Here is a 20,016-nt window from a genome sequence, read left to right as displayed (position 1 = left end):
TCAACCATGGAAAACAATAACCAAAATAACCAAAGAAGAGCCTTCTTGAAATCATTGGCCGGATTGACTGCTGGGATGATGCTGCCCCTTACTCGTATCAATGCAGAAGGAAAAGCCATTCCAACTCCCTATATGCGGGACAGGCTGGGTGACGTGCTTCCCAAGCGTAAATTTGGTAAATCTGACTTATCAGTAACCATGCTTGGATTGGGTGGTGCGCATATTGCTCGCATGAAGGAAAGTGAAGCGGAAAAAACCATAGAACGCGCACTGGAAGGTGGTATTCGATTTTTTGACAATGCCGAATCCTACGGTTCTGGTACCGGGGAAAGAAGGTATGGTCAATTTCTTACGCCTAAATACAGAGACCTAGCTTTTATTCAAAGCAAGTCCACTGCTAGAGATGGTAAAACAGCCCAAGAACATTTGGAAGGTACCCTTAGTCGGATGAAAACAGACTATATCGACCTTTGGCTGATTCATGCGGTGACCAGCCCTGGGGATGTGGACAGCAGATTAAAAAATGGAGTCCTGGATTATGTCTTGGAGGCAAAAGAAAGCGGAAAAGTAAAGCACATCGGATTCTCAGGGCATTCGGATTACAATGCCCACCTGCGCATGTTGGAAAGCACGGATGAATTGGAAGCCTGCCAAATGCCCATCAATGCCTTTGACCCGAATTACAAGAGCTTTATTACCAATGTGATGCCAAAACTAATGGAAAAAGGAATGGCTCCCTGTGCCATGAAAACCCTGGCCAATGGTGGCTTTTTTGGGGGTACTACCCATTTCAACAGTGGTGACAAGCCACGCATTGTACCGAATGTATTGACAGTAGAAGAAGCCATATATTTCTCCTGGTCCCTTCCAATAAGTGTATTGGTAACCGGAGCAGACCATGCCGATATGCTTACCGAAAAAATAAATTTTGCCAAAAAGTTTAAAGCATTTGACGAGAAAAAACGACAGGAATTGATAAGCCGTGTATCCGGTTTTGACGGGAAATTGGTGGAGTATTATAAGGTTTAAGGGGATTTAGGTGATTATATAGTTCGTACTTGGGAATAATTAACGAATTTCAAAAAAAAATAATAATGTAAATATGACTAAATAAATAACTGCAGACTTATGGTTGTCAATGATCACTTAGATATTTATGAATACTCCCCAAAAATAGAATCAATTTACTATAGTTTTTCAAATGTTGTAAAAGAAAAAAAACAGGTTAAAATGAATGAGGTAATCTCACGCAAAAACACCCTTGAATTTTACAATTAATCCAATAATGACATTATTGATTCATCTTACTGTGGAGCCTGCCAAGAATCACTCTGCATGTGTAGTGCCCCAGAAAATATAAGCACTGTATATAATTTTTAAATGAATGTGCAATCCGTCAATCGAGAAAGTAAATTGCTTTTGAAATTCATTTTTTTTATTAATAAATAGATAAAGTGGATTTGTAGACTTAAACCGGAGTTGATATAAAAGTGAATTCTTAAAACTGGCATTTCATTGAAAACCAAAACTTCACCACATAATACTAAAGTCCGGCATGTAAACCCCTAGTATCTATTCCTAGAAAGAAATGTTTCCCCATGAATCATTGCTAAAAAACAGATATTTACTGCCAAATTATTTGGTATTTTAGGGATAATATGCTAACTCAAGGCATGAAAAATTAGTTTAGTGCACTGCAAAGCTATTTAAAAAATCTATCGTTAAAATATACAATCAAACACAAATAGAAATCCAACTAAAAACTGTAAGTTGGTCGTTAAGGGAATTTTAGCAATGGGTATAATTAAAAAGGAAGCAAGTGATTTATTAATTCTTTTGGTGCTATTCCTTATCGTCTCATTTTTTATTTTTAATCATTTGGGAGTAAAAAACGTAACTGATTCCGCAAGGTACTTAGATTATGCTCGTAATTTAGAAGATGGATTTTATATTGAAAAACACAATTTTTGGTATATAGGATATGTGATTTTAATATTTATCGTACATGCACTTACCGGTTCATACAATGAACTAAATTTAATCTTATTGAATAAGGCACATATCAAATAAAGGCTTTGTACGGATATGGTGGCAAAGCCACCATCCTTTGCATTAGATTTTCAAAAATTCCTTCTTTCATTTTATGGCGATTGTACCTGTAGGTATATTCGTTGATGTAAGGTTGAAGGTTCCTAACAGAATGGTGGGTACCCCTCAGCCAGGCTTTGAACATCATAATCACCCGATGCATCTGCTTGAAGTTCTGTCCCTTCTTTCCTGATTTTTCACGGACTAATTTTGGGAAATGGGCTTCCATACCTTTATAGCCAGCCCAGCAATCAGTTTTTACCTCTGCATCTTTATCAATGTGATCTTTCATAAACCCTCCAAGATTCACCTTTGAGGCGGTTTCTATAACTCTTCCGTACCAGCGGGAAACACCACCTAATCCCTTTTCTATGCCCACCACCATGATTTTCTTTTTTCCCTCGTTTCTCCCTAATGCTTTGTCGTCCTGACCACCAACATAGGATTCGTCCACTTCTACTTTTCCCATCATTGGGAAGTTCTGGCTACTTTCCATCGCCTTCATCACTTTCTGCTTAAAAAGCCAGCAGGTTTTTTGTCTGAGTTCGAGTCTCCGGCTCAATTCGCCGCTACTGACACCATTCTTATCCGTAGAAACATAATAAACGATATAAAATGCTTTAAGAAGAGAGAATTTACAATTGTGAAAAAGGGTGCCAGACTTTGGGGACTCTAGCCGACCACATTTGGTGCACTGTCTGTCAAATTCATTAATCCCTTTACAATAGTGAGTATGGCTACACTTTTTACAAACATATCCATCATCCCATTTCATGTTAGCCAAATATTCATAACATGACTTATCATCGGGGAACCTGTTCTGAAATTCGAATATTGATAGACTCTTATACCTCTTCTCCATTAATTCATCGTTTACTAGCAATATAGCCCTATTTATACCATTTAAAAAGCGCCTTATTCAATAATCTTATTTCAATACTTATATTCCCTATTTGGGTTAGTGTTTCTATATAAAACAATTAAAATTTTTCATGGAACCACTCCTGCTCCATTAATTGGAGGCGTTCTTTTTTTAGTATTTATTGAAATCAGTATTTGGAACTCATATATTTTATGCGAATCTTTTTATTTCAACAATATCGTATTTACTTTTTATTTTTTGGCTAAAACATTTATTCAAAAAAAATTCACCGTTACGAACATAGCGCTTAGTGTGTTTTTTACAATTTTAACCACATTTTCTAAACCCACAGGCATAGTAATTATACTATCTATAGCTAGCACAGCCTATTTGTATTTTTGGTTACATTCAAAATGGCATCTGAGGATCAAAATAATCACTTTTTTCCTGGTTTATTTCATGATAGGGGATCTAATCAACATGATGATTGAAACTTTTCAAATCATTGAAAACTATCAGTTTGGGGAAATAATCTATAATATTTTAAGCCTACCTCAAAAGGCAGAATACAATAGTCTAACCCATACTGTTCCAGAATTAAATCTGTTGCCCCCTCAATTCCCTCCACTAATAAGATTAATTCATTTTATATTCTTCAATTTCGAATTTTGGTGCATTTTATTTTTAAAAAAAATATACTTTTTTTTAATGCATATACGGCCCTATTGGTCTTTAAAACACAATCTGTATAATATAATTATACTTTTGCCAATTAATATTTTAGCTCTTTGGCAGATAGTCATCACAAATAACTTTGTAAAATTTTTCATTTTAATTTACTTAGTACTTCATATCCTAATAGTAGGAATAACAACCGTCGATTGGGATGGAAGATTTTTTCTGCCATTGATCCCTATCATAATAATATTCGCCGCACAAAGAATTTATATATTAAATGCTTCACTTAAGCACTTTATCTCTCTAAAGCTCTAATTTTAATTGAATTTAGAAAAGGATTCTTTTAGTGGCCATTTGTAATAATTGTCATCGTCTTCCCTTGCTTAGGCTCCGCTCAGCAACCTATGTGTGGGGTTATTAATATTTCGGTTCCGCTGTCTTCGACAAGCTCATACTCCAGTGGCAAAGTATCCCCTAACCACTTAATACATAGCCTTTTCCTATAATCCACTTCTATCCTAAAAAAAGCCTTATTTTGGCTTAGGCTGTTTTCTAAATTTAATGTGGTAACTTTGATATTCACAACAAGGAATGCAGGGGAAAAGCGCATCGCAGCTCGTTTTTATGGGATACAGCGATAATCTGGACTTGTCCAAAGTGTAGTGAGCTGCTTGACTTGGAATTGCTCTTGCTTTCTCTAAGCAAAAGCTTGTCATAATTGGCGAAATCTGCTTCTTTTGTACTGACTTTCTTGAAAAATCACCCATTCAGGGAAACCTCAAGTCAAAATTTACGTCATATAACTTCATTGTTTTTATAAATATTCTTACCATGAAAAAAATATTAATTCCTATAGCCATCATCGCTGTGATCGGGTTCATTGTTTACTCCAAAGCGGTAGGCGTGTACAACACTTTCGTACAAACCGAAGAAACCATCAACGGTCAATGGGCTGAAGTAGAAACCCAATACCAACGAAGGGCTGACCTGATTCCAAATTTGGTCAATACTGTGAAAGGTTATGCAGACTTTGAACAAGAAACCCTTACCGGCGTTATCGAAGCACGTGCTAAAGCGACTTCAATTAATTTGCAGGCAGAGGACCTTACTCCTGAAAACATCGCGAAATTCCAAGGTGCACAGGATCAATTGAGCGGGTCACTTAGCAGGCTTCTTGTAGCTGTAGAAAGGTATCCTGACTTGAAAGCCAATCAAAACTTCCTTGAACTGCAGGCGCAACTGGAAGGAACGGAAAACAGAATTGCGGTAGCAAGAAGAAATTTCAATCAATCTGTGCAAAGCTACAACTCCAACCTGAGGACTTTCCCAAACAACATGTTTGCTGGATGGTACGGATTTGAAACCAAAGGCTATTTCGAAGCTTCAGCAGGTTCAGAAAATGCCCCAACGGTAGAATTTTAAATAGGACGTTTATGGCCGAAAAATTATTTAGTAAGGCAGACCGAGAAAGTATCATTGGAGCAATCAAGAATGCCGAAAAGGAAACCTCTGGGGAAATTCAAGTGCATATCGAAAACAACTGCAAAGGTGATGTGCTTGACAGGGCTGCTGAAGTGTTTGAAAAACTCAAAATGCATAAAACAGCCCAACGCAATGCTGTGCTGTTTTATCTTGCTGTGGTGGACCATAAGTTTGCCATTCTCGGAGATGCAGGAATTAACCAGGTAGTTCCCAAAGACTTTTGGGAAAATATCAAAGAAAAAATGCTTGTTCATTTTAAGACAAAAGCCTATACTGAAGGGCTTAGAATAGGCATAGAAATGTCAGGCAAGCAACTACAGCAGCATTTCCCCTATGACCATGAAGGAGACATCAATGAACTCCCTGACGAAATATCCTTTGAATAAGACATCATGATTAAAAAACAGCTTTTCCTTTCCTTTTTATTATTGGTACTTTCATTGGCCAGCTGGGCTCAAGGGGATTTTCCTGAAAAGCCAAACCCTCCTCGCCTGGTAAATGATTTTTCAAAAACCCTTTCAGCCAAGGAAGTTCAACAGCTGGAAAGCAAACTAGTAGCGTATAATGACAGTACCTCTTCTGAGGTAAGTATCGTTTTGATCAATTCTGTTGGACCATACGACATTAGTGATTACGCTTTTCAGTTGGGCGATCAATGGGGAATCGGTAGAGCAGACAAAGACAATGGTGTACTTATTCTGGCGGCAATGAAAGATAGAAAGGTATTTATAGCCACAGGATATGGGATGGAGGGCGCAATTCCGGATGCCTTGGCAAAAAGAATTGTAGATCAAATGATTATCCCCAACTTCCGAACAGAAAACTATTTTACCGGTTTGGATCAGGCGACTGACATGATCTTTAAACTTGCATCCGGAGAATATAAGGCAGAGGACCTAGGTTCTTCAGACAATCCCGGCGGCGGCTTACCCCTCTTTTTAATATTGATTGTAGGCTTTGTAATCCTTACCCTGATCAGAAACCGAAATGACAACAACAACCATATGGGAGGAAAAAGAGGCGGAGTAGATTTCTTCACCACCCTTTTGCTTGCCAATATGCTCGGAGGGAGTCGAGGTAAATTCGGGGATTTTTCTTCCGGAGGAGGCAGCTTTGGTGGCGGAGGCGGTGGCTTCGGCGGTTTTGGTGGAGGTAGTTTCGGTGGTGGTGGCGCCGGTGGGAGCTGGTAAAGATTTTGGCGGTATTGTTGTAATAAAACAACAATACCGCCAAGGTCGTTTGATTATCAAAACATTACTTCACAGTCTGATACTTGTTGATTCAATAGTTTAACCCATGCAGTTTTCCTATTTTGATCCCACTTACCGACTTACTTTATCAATAGTAGCACTTCTCCAGAGGAAAAAAAGGTCACTTTAGTGTATAAACAATAAGCACCGGATTTTCAGAGTCTTTTGCCGCCAAAGCTGTTTTTGCAAAGTTTCTACCTTTGTTTTTCGCCCAATTCTCAAAATCTACCTGCCCCATTAGCTTATTCTTTTCTACCAATGCTTGGTAAAGGTCCTTACCAGCTATTCTTACCCCCACCTTCCCGGCTTCAAAACCATATTCTATTATCTTTGGATCATGCCCTTCATCGATATCGTTTATTAGTTTGTCTTCAATAACATGAGTTTGTGATTTCTCCCGGTCATAAAATAGGTTGTAAACTTTCTTTTCGTAACTGAAGATGGTGTAAAGCTGTTTTTCGGAAACATAGTATCGCCCTCGGAAGTATAATTTTGCTCGGCTATTAATAAGCTTAAGTCTGTCTCTTATTTCCAAGCCCTTTAATTCTTCCAAGTCTTGACCATAATTTCCATAGTCAAAAATAAACATGGGAATCATTTGTTGATTTTCAAATTGAAAAATTGTATCTAAAAAAGTCATTCCAAAATAAAGGTGTTGCTTGCTTTTTTGAAAATAGTTTCTCCCAGACATCTCACTTTCAAGTCTATCGGAGTAGAATGGCAAGAAATTAATGGTATCCTGCAAATCTTCATTCAAGGTTTGGATAAAAAACGCTCCTAAATTTCTTGCAGAGCTGTACAAATAATAGCGATTGTCAAATACAGAGAACACACCCGGCCCAAAGCGATCTTTCAAGATCAATTCACGTAGAAAATCCCCTTCTAGGTTAAACCACATTATCTTTCTAGGGTAAACCCCTAACAAAACCAGTTCCTCATTTACAAATGTCAAAGCATCAAAGTCCAGGTATTCACCGGGCCCCTCTCCATAAGCATCTATCTTTCCTATATACTTTCCTGCCTTATTGAAAATTGAAATGCACTTGCAATTGTAAATATCAAGAATGTAAATTTTATTTTCATGAAATTTTATTTGATTTAAGCCCGCATTAAGTTGTGCTTCCTCCGAATCATCTGCCAACCAAATATAGGAGATTTCCGGCTCAAAAAATTCAGACAGTTTACCGGTTCGAGATTGAGAAAGGTCTACCGAAACCATGGCCAAACCTCCCTCCTGTTTTTCAACATGATTTTTTTGTTTGCAGCTGCTAGTTAAAAGTAAAATCAAGCCTCCTAATAGCCAAAACCAACGATAAATACAGTTGAAGTATACTTTATGAAGGCTTAGTGGAGGAAAAGAGCTTGTAGTGATAGGCATATTCTTTGTCGTTTTTTTATAGATTTAATCAATCCATAATAGGATGTCAATTGTTAACATACTAGTGAATATCTATGCCCTGATTGAATTTAGCATTGGATAAAAAACCTCTCAAAATTTATTTACTTTTATTATACCCAAAGCAAATAAACTCCTTTGCATCTTTTTGGTCAATTCGTGTCAAATTGCAAAGTATTTCCTCTTGGGGATTGTCATTATGGACACAGGTAATGCACAAAGATGGTTTTTGTATCAAATCAGTACTAATCTCATATCCATCATCATCAAAGAATCCATTTATTTCGGAAGGAGGGATTTCGTCTATGTGCCTTCGACCAGCGGATTTATTCTTTTTTATTGCGGATTCAATTTCATAATCATTGTTTGGGTCGCTTTCTCCAGTGATACAGGTAAAGCAACTATTTCCGACAGTGGCGGCACCTATAACCCAAATGTCATTTCCACAGGAACATTTAACGCCTTCTTTATAATCTGCTAACGCCGCTTCAAGGCGCTTCCTTAAATCTTTCTCATTTTCACTTGGGTTGTTTTTCAAGTGCTTTTTAACATATTCTTTTATTGAAATTGGGGTAAATTCCATTTTGTTTTAAATTGCCTTGTGAAGTCAATGCTATTGATTTGATATGGAAATTGCTTTCATAAACTGAATATTTACAGCATATATTTTATCTAATTTTCATTAATGGCAAAGGCTGGCTCATCGGTAAAATCCGAACTTACCAAGGTGGGTGCCCAGAATTTTTCTACATGGTCGATCACCAAATCCGTACCTTCGAAATGACTTACATAAGGAGGCATTTCCGGATTGTACATGGTGTCTGTCATGTCTCTCATCAAAACCACATTTTTCTTTAGATTAGCCAATTGACGTATGGCAAAAGGCCTTCCCAATACACACATGTTTAAATGTACTCCCATCACCACTATATTATCGATTTTATTCTCAACCAAAATATTATAAACTTCCTGTCCCTGGTCAGTGATATAGTCTTTCTCCTCAATACCAATAGATTCAATTTGTCTGGACCAAGCAGTCATCTCTTCGCAAGGCTTCCCATCGGAACAAGGCATATCGCAACCACCATCACTGTCATCGATGGGTAGGGCAGCTTCTTTGTTTTCATCCAGATAGCACCAATCATTGATAGGAAAACCTTCTGGAGCCTTATGACTTGGAATTTCCATTGCTGCCTTCCTTTGCGGTGCATCTTTATAAAAATCCATGGTTCCACTTGGAGCATGGATAATGGTCACTCCCATTTCCCTGGCATTTCGCAAGGTTTTATCCATGACCGGAGCTAAAGCGCCCACTCTTTGTGTAGCACTTTCACACCAATGCCTATCCCACATATCGGTCACAATGATTGCCGACCTTTTAGGGTCCCAAGATTCAGTATATTCAACCGTTTCCCAGCTATTAGCTTCGGTCTCTGACTTTACTTTTTTTCTTAGGTTAATTGATACCGTTTTAACCTCACTTACAGCATTGGAATTTTGCTCCTCTTTCTGAGCAGATTGGCAACTTAAAATTAAAGTTGGCAAACAAAGGAATATTAAGTAGAACAATGGCCTCATACCAATTTTTACTTCCAATTTACGTTATTACTTTAACCTTTTAAAATAAAATGCTATGGAATTTTTACCTTTTACTACTTTCACATCCACCTGTAATGATTCAAATTTCCTTTGCTAAAATTTTGATCTTTTAAAGTATTACTCTAATTATTCAAAGGAACTAAACCAATTATATAAAATATCTTTGCTCATTAATTAATTTTAAGTATATAGTTTGGTAATCATTCATTCGATTAGTCTTTAACCCAAAATAATACTCTGTAAAATGGATTTTTCTTCGCTCCCGGAAGTTGAAATATGGTACCTGATCAAATCCGGTAACCAACAGGCATTTTCCTATATTTATAAGACCTTTTCCAAAGATCTCTATAAATATGGTCACAAATTTACTCAAGATACAAGCTTAATAGAAGATGTCATCCAAGACTTGTTTGTTCATATTTGGGATTTGAAGGAGAATATAAGCATTAAAAATTCTATCAAATTTTACTTATTTGCTTGTTTTCGTAGAGAGCTTATCAAGAAAGTAAAGATATCTAATAAAAAAGAATCCTTAGAAGAGGTACATTCTAAATTTAAATGGGAAATGTCCTTTTTAGAAATCCTTGATGAGAATCAAATAATTCTGGAATCCAGAAATAAAATCAGCCTGGCCCTTGATCAAATACCCCTCAGGCAAAAAGAAGCCATTTATTTAAGGTATATCCAAGAACTTTCCTATGACGAAATTTCAAAATTGATGAATGTGCAAGTACCCTCGATATACAATTTAATATTTAAAGGCTTAAAAAAATTAAAAAAAATCCTGCCTTTTTCAAGAAGATCAATTAAAATTGGCGGACTGATATTTTTATTTATTCAATAATACCCCATATAATTAATATAAGTGAAATAAATACTGAATAAATTATACTTTATGTAATTATTAATTATTTTCTGGATCAAGAGATGAGATTTTCCTCATAAATCGCTCTCTGTTGTTAAAGATCCCAAATGAACGATTTCAACGCCATAGATGATTTTATTGATGATACCTCCTTCCGGAATTGGGTGTTGAGAAATGATGCAGAAAGTGGCTTGTCATGGAACAAGTGGCTAACGGAAAATCCAGAAAAGCTTGAAGTCTTCAATGAGGCCAAAGCTGTTCTTTTGGAACTAGATCTCCCAGGAAATGACTGGAATGCAGAAAAGGAGCGGGTTTTGCACCAAAAAATACAACAAAGGATCAATAAAAAAACCATTCCTCTACACCCAAAACAAAAAAAATCAAATGATTATTCTATTCATCGATATGGTGCAAAAGCCGCTGTCATTACTTTTTTGTTAATAGTGTCTGTTGTAGGGTTTTTACAATTAAAAAACTCCACGGAAAAAGAGATAGACCACAGAGCCATGCTTCAGGAAGGAGCCAAATGGATCACTAAATCAAATCCCAAAGGTCAAAAATCCAAAATTCATTTACCTGATGGGTCCACTGTAATTTTGAATGCTGAAAGTCAAATTCGCTTCAAAAACGATTTCGGAAAAGCTGACAGAGACATTTTTTTAAATGGCGAATCGTTTTTTGAGGTGGCTAAAGATAGTTTATTGCCCTTCAGGGTATTTAGCGGTAACCTTGTTACCACTGCTTTGGGAACTTCCTTCAATATTAATTCCTATGACAATGACAGGGTAAATGTACAATTGGCTACTGGTCAAGTGAAAGTTTTCAAAGAAGAATTGGAAAGTGAATCGTTGCTACTCCAGCCTGGGGAAGAGGTAATCATGGAGGGGCATGGTCCAATGAGAAAAAGGAACTTCGATAGACAAACTGCATTCCTTTGGAAGGATGGCACCCTAAAGTTTACAGATGTTTCATTCTCGGAGTTTAAGATTACACTCGAGCGATGGTATGGAGTGGAAATAGGATTCAATGGCACGCCATCTTCCACAATAGCCATTTCAGGCGAATTTAAAGACAAATATTTGAGCAATGTTTTAGAAAGCTTAGGTTTTGCCTATGGCTTCGACTTCGAGATAGCACAGAAAAAAGTAACCATTACATTCAAATGAAAAAGTAATTTATGACATAACCTGTAAAAAATGGAGAAGGCCAATGTATACATGGGCCTTCTCCGGCAGATAGGAAAGTTTCTCAGGCTCTAACTATTTGCCATCGTTTCACTGCAATAATTAATTAACAATAAAACACCCAAATTTATGAAAAAAACGCTACATGCCCTATGTATGATTGGTAAATACTACCTATATGGAATTGCTTTACAACTGTTGTTTATAAACCTGCTCTATGCTGCTCCGATCAATGCCCAGGGTTCTCTAGACATGAAAGAAGTTTACCTGAGCATCAGTCTGAAAGAAGCATCCTTTCCCGAAGTTTTCTCTGAAATTAAATCAAAAACTGATTTTTCATTTATTTATGATAAAAAAGTTTTTAATAAAACCAGAGCAGTAAACATAAAGGCCGATGGCCAATCCCTTGAAAGTATTTTAGTGGACCTGGCTAAAGCACATGGCCTGAGGTTCAAACAAGTGGATGACAAAATAAGTGTCCGCCTTGCAGAGGCAAAAGAACCTTCGCCTGTGATAATGGTGGATGTTACCGTAAGTGGTACTGTGGTAGATAGCAACGGGCAACCTATTCCAGGGGTAACAGTATCGGTACCTGGCACCTCCATAGGTACAGCAACAGATCTGGATGGTAAATATTCCATTTCGGTTCCTGAAGGCACCACACTTGTCTTTTCATTTATCGGCTTTGAATCCCAAAGTAAGGCTGTGGGAGACCAGAGCATTATCAATATCACGCTAACTGAAGACATGTCATCGTTAGATGAAGTGGTGGTTATAGGATATGGTACCCAGAAACAAAGAGAAGTTACAGGATCAATCGCCATTTTGGAAGCGGGTCAACTAGAAGACCAACCTGTGGGACAGTTTGCACAAAAACTACATGGTAGGATTCCAGGAGTTCAAATAAATCAGGCTTCTGGAACTCCAGGTGGAGGTATGGCCATTCGTATAAGAGGTGCATCATCAATTAACGCTGGGAATGACCCTTTATATGTTGTCGATGGATTTCCTATTGTAGGAGACATTAACAATATCAACCCCAATGAAATCGAAACATTTTCGGTTCTAAAGGGAGCTTCTGCTGCCTCACTATATGGATCGAGGGCAGCGAATGGAGTAGTTTTAATCACTACTAAAAGAGCGAAAAAAGGAGAAACTACAATACAGTTTTCAGCAAGTTATGGCATCAACCAAATTCCTCAACAAGGAAGAAGTGAATTTATGGATGCCAAAGAATTTCTCCAATTTCAGAAGGAAATATATGAGGATAAAATTAAATATGAAGGTTATACCGGAGGCATTCCTGAGCTGTATCAGAATCCAGAACAGTATAACGGGATAAGTACAGATTGGTCAGATGTCATCTTAAGAGATGGTTCCGTAGCCAGTTATAACCTAAACATTGCCTCAGGCAAAGACAACTTTAGTACCTCAACCACCGCAGGATATTTTAAAGAAGAAGGGGCCGTTTTAAACACAGATTTTGAAAGGTTTTCCTTGCGATCCAATAATGAATATCAATTCAATGAAAATTTCAGAATCGGAGTAAACCTAGCACCTACCTTTCAAAGAAGTCAAAATTTTAATACAGATGGACATTCAGGTAGTGCAATTGTAATGGCAGCTTCATCTACTCCCCCAATTTTCTCACCCTTTGACACCAATGAAGATGGCACTTTGGTAGATAGTTATTCTGGGCCAGGTATCTTCACTCAACCTAATTGGTATAGAAATTTAATGGAATCCACTAACCGTATTAAATCTACTAGGTTATTAACCAATGCTTTTGCAGAATTAAATTTCATGGAGAACTTCACCTTCAAAAGTTCTATTTCATTGGATATTCTTGGTAGTAACAGAAGATTGTTTCAACCCTCCACTTATGGTGTTTCGGGAAATGCACCTACAAATAGAGCTCGTGCAGAATATGCTACCGAATTTTACTACTCTTGGTTAACTGAAAACACCCTTAACTACAATAGGACTATTGATGTAGACCACAACATAGATGCTTTAGTGGGGTATTCAGCCCAAAAATTCTCTCAAGAAAACACAATACTCACAGGTATTGACTTCCCTGATGATGATGTGCAATGGATAGACGCTGCAGCAATAAAAAATGGAAGTAGTAACGTGGGTGAATGGTCTCTTTTATCTCTTTTCAGCAGAGTCAATTACAATTACAAAGGTAAATATTTACTATCTGCTTCAATAAGAAGAGACGGATCGTCAAGATTTGGTGGTGAAAATCAATGGGGATCCTTTCCTGCAGCCTCAGCAGGTTGGATCATTTCTGATGAGCCTTTCCTTAGTAACTCGACTACATTTAGCTATTTAAAACTAAGGGCTGAATATGGCTATGCTGGTAATTTTAACATTGGGAATTACCGACAGTTTGGAAATATATCTTCAACAAACTATGTCATTGGAAATAGTATTGCTCAAGGTAGAAGCCCCGTATCTATTGGAAACTCTCTACTAACTTGGGAAACCACAAGAGGAATGGATATAGGTCTTGATATAAGTTTTTTAGGAGATAGGATCTATACAACATTTGATTATTACAACAAAACCACTGATAATATGCTATATCAAGTTGATATTCCTTATGCAGCTGGTTTTCCCAATATACAATCTAACATTGGAGAAATAAATATATGGGGCTATGAGTTTTCTATAGGTCATAAACTGTTAACTGAAAATTTTAAATGGAATACGGATTTTAATATTTCCTTTAACCGAAATAAAGTAATTCAATTAGGGACTAACAATACACCAATTGGCGGAATTGGTGAACAAGGTTTTTCTTCTTATTGGAAAACAGAGGTTGGAAGACAAATGCCTTTATTTTATGGTTATGTATTTGATGGAATTTACATGACTCAGGAGGAGTTTGACTCTAGTGCTAAACACATAACTTCAGCTGTGGGAACAACCAAAATGAAAGATTTAAATGATGATGGCATAATTAATAGTGAAGACAAAACCTTTCTAGGAAACCCAAATCCAAAATTCACTTTCGGATTTAACAATAGCTTTAATTATAAAAACTTCGACTTAAATATTGTTATGTCAGGGGCTTATGGAGGAGAAATCTTTGCTTTTAGAGGATGGAACACCTTATTAGACGGTAATTTCAATGTAATTACAGAAGTAAAAGATCGTTGGCGTTCTGAAGAAAATCCTGGTGCAGGGTTTCATGCGTCCACTCGTTCAGGTACAACTGCATTTGGGAGATTTACCAGTAGTAAATGGATTCATGATGCTTCCTATCTCACGGTCAAGAATTTAACCTTTGGTTACACATTACCAAATATCAAAAATTATTTCACTAAAGCAAGGGTGTATGTAAGTGTCCAACAAGCGCTTGTTATTACTAATTATCCCTATGGTAACCCAGAGGCAAGTTTAAGAGGATTAAGCAGTCTAGAGTTGGGTTTTGATGGAACCGCCTATCCTGTACCTAGAACCATAGCATTAGGTTTAAATCTTAATTTTTGATCCCTAAAAAAACATAATCATGAAAAACTTAATTTATATATATATTATCTTTTGTTTTGGTTTGCATTCATGTTCAAACGACTTTATTGAAATAGCTCCACAAGCCTCAGTTACTACAGCAAATTTTTACAAAACACAATCTCAGTTTGAGCAAGCGTTAATAGGTGCCTATGCTTCTGTCAGAGATGCAAAAGGTTCCATTGCATCTTGGGTAATGGGAGAAATGAGATCCGACAATACCCATTATGAATATAACAATTTAAATCGCGGCGTTTCTAATTTGGAAAGGGAAGATACAGCTGGGTTTTTGGACGACAATTCCAGTAGTTATATTTCCAGTAAATACAACTCATGTTATATTGGAATCGCTAGAGTGAATCAGATTTTAGATAAAATTGAAGGGGCCGACTTTAGCCAACAAGTGAAAGATCGAATAATAGGGGAGTCTAAATTCATTAGGGCTTTGTTGTATTTTGAATTGGTCAGATTCTTTGGAGGGGTTTCCTTGCATCTCGAAGCAGTTGAAGGGGCAACTCAAGCCTATTTACCAAGGTCGAATACTTCTGAAGTTTACTTTGCAATTGAATCGGACTTATCAGATGCAATACAACTTCTACCAGAAGTGACTTTCCCTCAAAATGGACGCGCAACAAAGGGTTCTGGTCAAGTTTTACTTGCTGATGTTTATATGGCGCAAAAAAAATTTTCAGATGCTGAATTAGCCTTAAAACCTATTTTGACAATGGACTATGAGTTACTACCAGACTACGGGTCTGTTTTCGACCTAAGTAACAAAAATAGTAAAGAATCAATCTTCGAGATTCAATACCAAGAAGGAAATCAAGGACAAAATAGTAATTTTTTGTATCCATTTCTACCTTTATCAGCTGATGTAAGTTTAATTACAGGAATCCAATCCCAAAACAGAAATGCTGGAGGTTGGAATACTCCTACCCAGGAAATGATCGATAGTTATGAAGAAGGTGACACTCGATTAGAAGCTTCAATTGGAATTATTGAAGGTACTGGACCGGTTGGTGCAATGGTAATAGAAAAAGTTACCAGTCCTCTTAATTACATTACACCAGAAGAAAAACGCTCCTATGCATTTATTAAAAAATACTTGCATCCTCATAGTGTTGAAAATAACACTGACGACAATTTTCCGATTTACAGATTCTCAGATGCACTTTTACTACTTGCAGAAGCCCTCAATGAACAAGGTAAAGCTGCCGAAGCATTGGTTCATTTAAATAGGGTTAGGACAAGAGCTGGTTTGCCATCTTCTAGTGTAGTAAATCAGGATGAATTACAAGATATAATCCTTCATGAAAGACGTATAGAATTTGCTTTTGAAAATAAAAGGTGGTTAGATTTGGTTAGGACTGGACGTGCCATTGAAGTAATGAATCAGCATGGAGAAAACATGAAAGCTTTACATCCAATCCTGAGGGATGTAAGCTATAATGTAACCCAAAACCGATTGCTTTTCCCAATTCCACAAAGAGAAATCCTAATAGGTAATCTTGAACAAAACCCTGGCTATTAGTCTTCATCATAAAGAATTAACCTATTCAATTTCAAATCAATACTATTATTCACAAATTGAATTCCTTGGTATTCAACCCTATAATTAAAGACTTAAGGAAAGTTTTCCTTAAGTCTTTAATTGGAGTTTATGGTAAAATAGGAATCTAAATTCATACTAAGTGTTTGGATAGCTTAAAGGAAATATATCACTAATTTATCATAAATTAAATTTTTCCTATAAGAAAAAGAAGTGTGGAATATTGAATACTTAAGAGAAATTTTCATTTGAAATTAAACAAAATTCTAACATGGAAATATCTTAAAAATAAATTGTAGTTGACTTAACCTAATAAAGAATGAAAATATATATTCCTATTCTAATAATAATAATGGTGAATGCCTGTAATTCACCTCAACAAAAAGCAGAAAATAATACTGAAAACAATTTCGAAAGGTTCCGAAATGTTGTATTCATCATTGGAGATGATCATAGTACCAAAGTATTAGGGGCTTACGGTAATAAAATTGTAAAAACACCAAACTTAGATGAAATGGCAAAAAATGGGGTTTTATTTAGTAACGCTTACGTCAACTCTCCTGTATGTTCCCCTTCAAGGCAATCAATGATTACTGGGAAATACCCGCATGCATCAGGGGTTTCTTTACTATCAACTCCATTTCCTGAAGAACAAATATCTATCGCGGACTATTTAACTCCACTGGGTTATAAAACCGCAATCATTGGAAAAAATCATTTTAATAGTTCATCTAATCATGGGTTTGAAAATAAAATACAAAAGAAGGACTATCTGGATTTTATCAAGACTAATCCTCCCAGAAAGCCTGCAGATGAAATAAAATCCAGACCGAAGTGGAAACCATTTAAAGATCCAGCAAACATTTGGCTAAATGCAGATGCATTACCCTCTACTTATTATGACGAAGAAGATGTAGGAACTTTTTATGCAAAAAAAGCAATTGAATTTATACAAAGCAATCAAAATGACCGCTTTTGCTTATGGCTTGGGTTTGAAGAACCCCATTCCCCATTTAACTTCCCCATTGAATATGCCAACAAGTACAATCCTGAGAATATGCCCCTTCCAAGTGGAAGCCAAGAGGATGACCGTTGGATTCCCGAAGTGTTTAAAGAATTAACAGATGAAGAAAAAAAGGGAATCATTTCTTCTTACTATACTTCAGTTGAATACCTAGACAAAAATGTAGGGCTCGTTTTGAATGCTTTGGAAAAAGCTGGGCTAAAAGAGAGTACATTAGTAATCTATGTAGGAGATCATGGCTATTTATTAAATGATCACAAACGCTTTGAAAAACACATGATGTGGGAAGAAGCAGTCAAAGCCCCTTTGATCATTCAAGGAGGGAAGGCTTTTGGGGAAGGAAAAATTCAATCTGAACTGACAGAGTTTGTTGACTTATTCCCCACAATTATTGAGGCATTAGGAGAAAAACCGCTGAATAATATTCACGGAAAAAGTTTGGTACCCCTTCTAACCGAAAAAACGGACAAACACCGTGATTACGTATTCTCAGAGTTTTTACCCGATAATAAAGCTATGATTCGGACTAATAAATGGAAATATATTTTTTCCACAGGTAAAAATGATTTAGGAATGGGATATGCAACAGGTTTTGGTCCAGCGGGTATTACCCATCATTTGTATAATGTAGAGGAAGATCCGAAGGAAACGACAAATCTTTCCAATAACCCCGATTACCAAGAAATTATGCAAGAATTACAAGTGAAATTACTCGGAATTTTTGAAAAAACTCATCCTTTGGCTGGCAATGTGCCAGCGTCATGGAGTATCGAACAAAAATTTGTTGCCTATTGCGAGCCTCCAGAGGAAAGTAAATCTGTGGAAACTTCTAAATAGTAAATTCACCCAGATTATAATAGTTTTATAATTTGGGTGATATTCATTTATATTCGCAACCTTCTTTTCCATTATGTTAAAATTCTCCATCTTCCTACTTGTTTTATTTGGCTGTTCAACCATAGTTTTTGGGCAAAAAGAAAACAGCAAACCCAATTTTGTTGTCATTTTCACCGATGATCAAACCTACAGGGCCATAGGATACAATAATTCGGAAGTGTTGACACCAAACCTGGATAACTTAGCAAAGAAAGGATTAATTTTCAATAAAGCCTTTACTTCGACACCTGTTTGTGCGGCAAGTAGGGCTAGCGTTTTTACTGGATTATACCCACAGACCAATGGAACAGTAGCATTGGATAGAAATTCTTTTATTAATAACATAGTGAATGAAAATAAATACAACACTATGGCAGAATTCTTACAAGATGAAGGCTATACCACGTATTTTAGTGGCAAATCGCATTTAGGAAATCCGCAGGATTATGGCTTTAGATTCGGATACGAGTCCAACAGTTTTGATGATGAAATAGCCTTTAAAGAGGTGTCAAACTTTATTGAAAAGGAGGATTTTGGCGAGCAACCCTTCTTTATCTGGTTAGCTCCAAGACAACCTCACGTCCCATTGAAACCGGCGCAGGAATGGTTAGAACTTTATCCATTGGAAAATATCTCAATTGAAAAGAATTTCCTTACCACCCCGGAGCAAGAGAGCGTATTTAACCAAGGTTTACCTGGTGAGCATTATTACAGGGATTCAGATTACACAAATAACTATAAAAATTTACCGGCTGGACCTCCACGGTCAACAGAGGTTATTTCAGAATTTACAAAAGCCTATTATGCGACCATTACCCATCTTGATTTTCAAATTGGATATTTTATTAATCAGTTAAAGGATGGTGGACATATGGATAATACAGTGTTCATTTTTCTTTCGGACAATGGCTATTTACTAGGAAATCATGGCTTGGGAAATAAATTGACTATGCATGAAGAGTCCGTTCGGATACCCATGTTTATCTATTGGGACCAACTCAAAATAGATGTGCATGAATCTGAAGCATTAGTATCTAGTACAGATCTACTTCCTACTATTCTAAATATAGCTGGGTTACCTATTCCAGAATATTTACATGGAAAATCCGTTTTGCCTATTCTAAAGGATCCCTCAGTCAGCATAAATGATTTTATAGCCAGTGAAAGCGTAGGCGTTGGTGGTAAGGTTGGAACAGGTCACCGAATGATAAGATCACCAGAATGGAAATATATTATCACCGACATTAACGATGAATTATTATTCAATTTATCCGATGATCCCTATGAATTGAATAACCTAATAGACAATTATGGATATGAATCAATCTTGGTGAAATTGAAGGGGTATTATCAAGAATGGAGGGATTTGGTGGGAGATGAAAAACTGATTCCTTAAACCCAAAATGGAATATCCATTAGACAATATTATGCGTTAAGAACAATAGTAATCATTGGCTCTATAAACACTATTTCTCATTAAAAGCAAAGGCAGTATCACCAGTGAAATCGGAACTTACCATTGTAGGGGCCTTGTATTTTTCTACATGGTCTATTACCAAACGAGTTCCCTCAAAATGGCCTACATAAGGAGGCATTTCCGGATTGTAAATGGTGCCGGTCATGTCCCGCATCAGCCCCACATTT

The 20,016-nt window shown here is 36.7% G+C and carries 15 protein-coding genes; 10 read left to right on the top strand and 5 right to left on the bottom strand.

Annotated elements, in window-relative coordinates:
- Positions 1–6: 6 nt before the first annotated feature.
- Positions 7–1,029: an aldo/keto reductase gene (locus tag AC13EX_RS24865; RefSeq protein WP_482894742.1), complete on the top strand. Its 1,023-nt coding sequence runs from the start codon at positions 7–9 to the stop codon at positions 1,027–1,029.
- Positions 1,030–2,062: 1,033 nt separating this feature from the next.
- On the opposite strand, the gene AC13EX_RS24860 is transcribed toward AC13EX_RS24865, so the two are convergent.
- Positions 2,063–2,950 carry an IS1595 family transposase gene (locus AC13EX_RS24860; RefSeq protein WP_482894741.1) on the bottom strand — a complete coding sequence of 296 codons (888 nt, stop codon included), beginning with the start codon at positions 2,948–2,950 and terminating at the stop codon, positions 2,063–2,065.
- A 1,509-nt stretch (positions 2,951–4,459) separates the two neighbouring features.
- Between AC13EX_RS24860 and AC13EX_RS24855 the strand changes: the two genes are divergently transcribed.
- The 3 genes from AC13EX_RS24855 to AC13EX_RS24845 are packed head-to-tail and all read left to right on the top strand — an operon-like array spanning position 4,460 to position 6,300.
- Positions 4,460–5,050, top strand: coding sequence for a LemA family protein (locus AC13EX_RS24855; RefSeq protein WP_482894740.1), 591 nt, complete (start codon positions 4,460–4,462; stop codon positions 5,048–5,050).
- An 11-nt stretch (positions 5,051–5,061) separates the two neighbouring features.
- Entirely contained in the window at positions 5,062–5,496 is a 435-nt protein-coding gene (locus tag AC13EX_RS24850; protein ID WP_339717031.1) for a TPM domain-containing protein, read from the top strand.
- 6 nt (positions 5,497–5,502) lie between these two features.
- On the top strand, positions 5,503–6,300 hold the full coding sequence (locus tag AC13EX_RS24845) for a TPM domain-containing protein (protein WP_482894739.1): 798 nt from the start codon (positions 5,503–5,505) through the stop codon (positions 6,298–6,300).
- A 181-nt stretch (positions 6,301–6,481) separates the two neighbouring features.
- On the opposite strand, the gene AC13EX_RS24840 is transcribed toward AC13EX_RS24845, so the two are convergent.
- The 3 genes from AC13EX_RS24840 to AC13EX_RS24830 form a co-directional block, all read right to left on the bottom strand.
- Positions 6,482–7,738 carry a 6-bladed beta-propeller gene (locus AC13EX_RS24840; RefSeq protein ID WP_482894738.1) on the bottom strand — a complete coding sequence of 419 codons (1,257 nt, stop codon included), beginning with the start codon at positions 7,736–7,738 and terminating at the stop codon, positions 6,482–6,484.
- A 118-nt stretch (positions 7,739–7,856) separates the two neighbouring features.
- Positions 7,857–8,339: a hypothetical protein gene (locus AC13EX_RS24835; protein ID WP_482894737.1), complete on the bottom strand. Its 483-nt coding sequence runs from the start codon at positions 8,337–8,339 to the stop codon at positions 7,857–7,859.
- 89 nt (positions 8,340–8,428) lie between these two features.
- Complete coding sequence (locus AC13EX_RS24830) at positions 8,429–9,301, bottom strand: cysteine hydrolase family protein (protein WP_482894736.1); 873 nt, start codon at positions 9,299–9,301, stop codon at positions 8,429–8,431.
- A gap of 298 nt (positions 9,302–9,599) precedes the next feature.
- Here AC13EX_RS24830 and AC13EX_RS24825 point away from each other — a divergent pair, with 298 nt between their 5' ends.
- The 6 genes from AC13EX_RS24825 (at position 9,600) to AC13EX_RS24800 (ending at position 19,768) form a co-directional block, all read left to right on the top strand.
- Positions 9,600–10,199: an RNA polymerase sigma factor gene (locus AC13EX_RS24825; protein WP_482894735.1), complete on the top strand. Its 600-nt coding sequence runs from the start codon at positions 9,600–9,602 to the stop codon at positions 10,197–10,199.
- 128 nt (positions 10,200–10,327) lie between these two features.
- Positions 10,328–11,386, top strand: coding sequence for a FecR family protein (locus tag AC13EX_RS24820; protein WP_482894734.1), 1,059 nt, complete (start codon positions 10,328–10,330; stop codon positions 11,384–11,386).
- 147 nt (positions 11,387–11,533) lie between these two features.
- Positions 11,534–14,905: a SusC/RagA family TonB-linked outer membrane protein gene (locus AC13EX_RS24815; protein WP_482894733.1), complete on the top strand. Its 3,372-nt coding sequence runs from the start codon at positions 11,534–11,536 to the stop codon at positions 14,903–14,905.
- A 19-nt stretch (positions 14,906–14,924) separates the two neighbouring features.
- Positions 14,925–16,454 (top strand): RagB/SusD family nutrient uptake outer membrane protein, encoded by a 1,530-nt coding sequence (locus tag AC13EX_RS24810; RefSeq protein WP_482894732.1) that lies wholly within the window; start codon positions 14,925–14,927, stop codon positions 16,452–16,454.
- A 337-nt stretch (positions 16,455–16,791) separates the two neighbouring features.
- Positions 16,792–18,333 (top strand): sulfatase family protein, encoded by a 1,542-nt coding sequence (locus AC13EX_RS24805; RefSeq protein WP_482894731.1) that lies wholly within the window; start codon positions 16,792–16,794, stop codon positions 18,331–18,333.
- Positions 18,334–18,406: 73 nt separating this feature from the next.
- A complete protein-coding gene (locus AC13EX_RS24800) occupies positions 18,407–19,768 on the top strand; it encodes a sulfatase family protein (protein WP_482894730.1) in 1,362 nt (453 codons plus the stop codon).
- 70 nt (positions 19,769–19,838) lie between these two features.
- Here the strand turns inward: AC13EX_RS24800 and AC13EX_RS24795 are convergent, their stop codons facing one another.
- The gene (locus AC13EX_RS24795; RefSeq protein ID WP_482894729.1) at positions 19,839–20,003 is read right to left on the bottom strand and encodes a hypothetical protein; all 165 of its coding nucleotides are present in this window, start codon (positions 20,001–20,003) and stop codon (positions 19,839–19,841) included.
- Positions 20,004–20,016: the final 13 nt, after the last annotated feature.

The organism is Cyclobacterium sp. L-R (assembly GCF_056859355.1).
The sequence above is the reverse complement of the archived record's forward strand: the minus strand, read 5'-3'. Positions and strand labels throughout refer to the sequence as shown.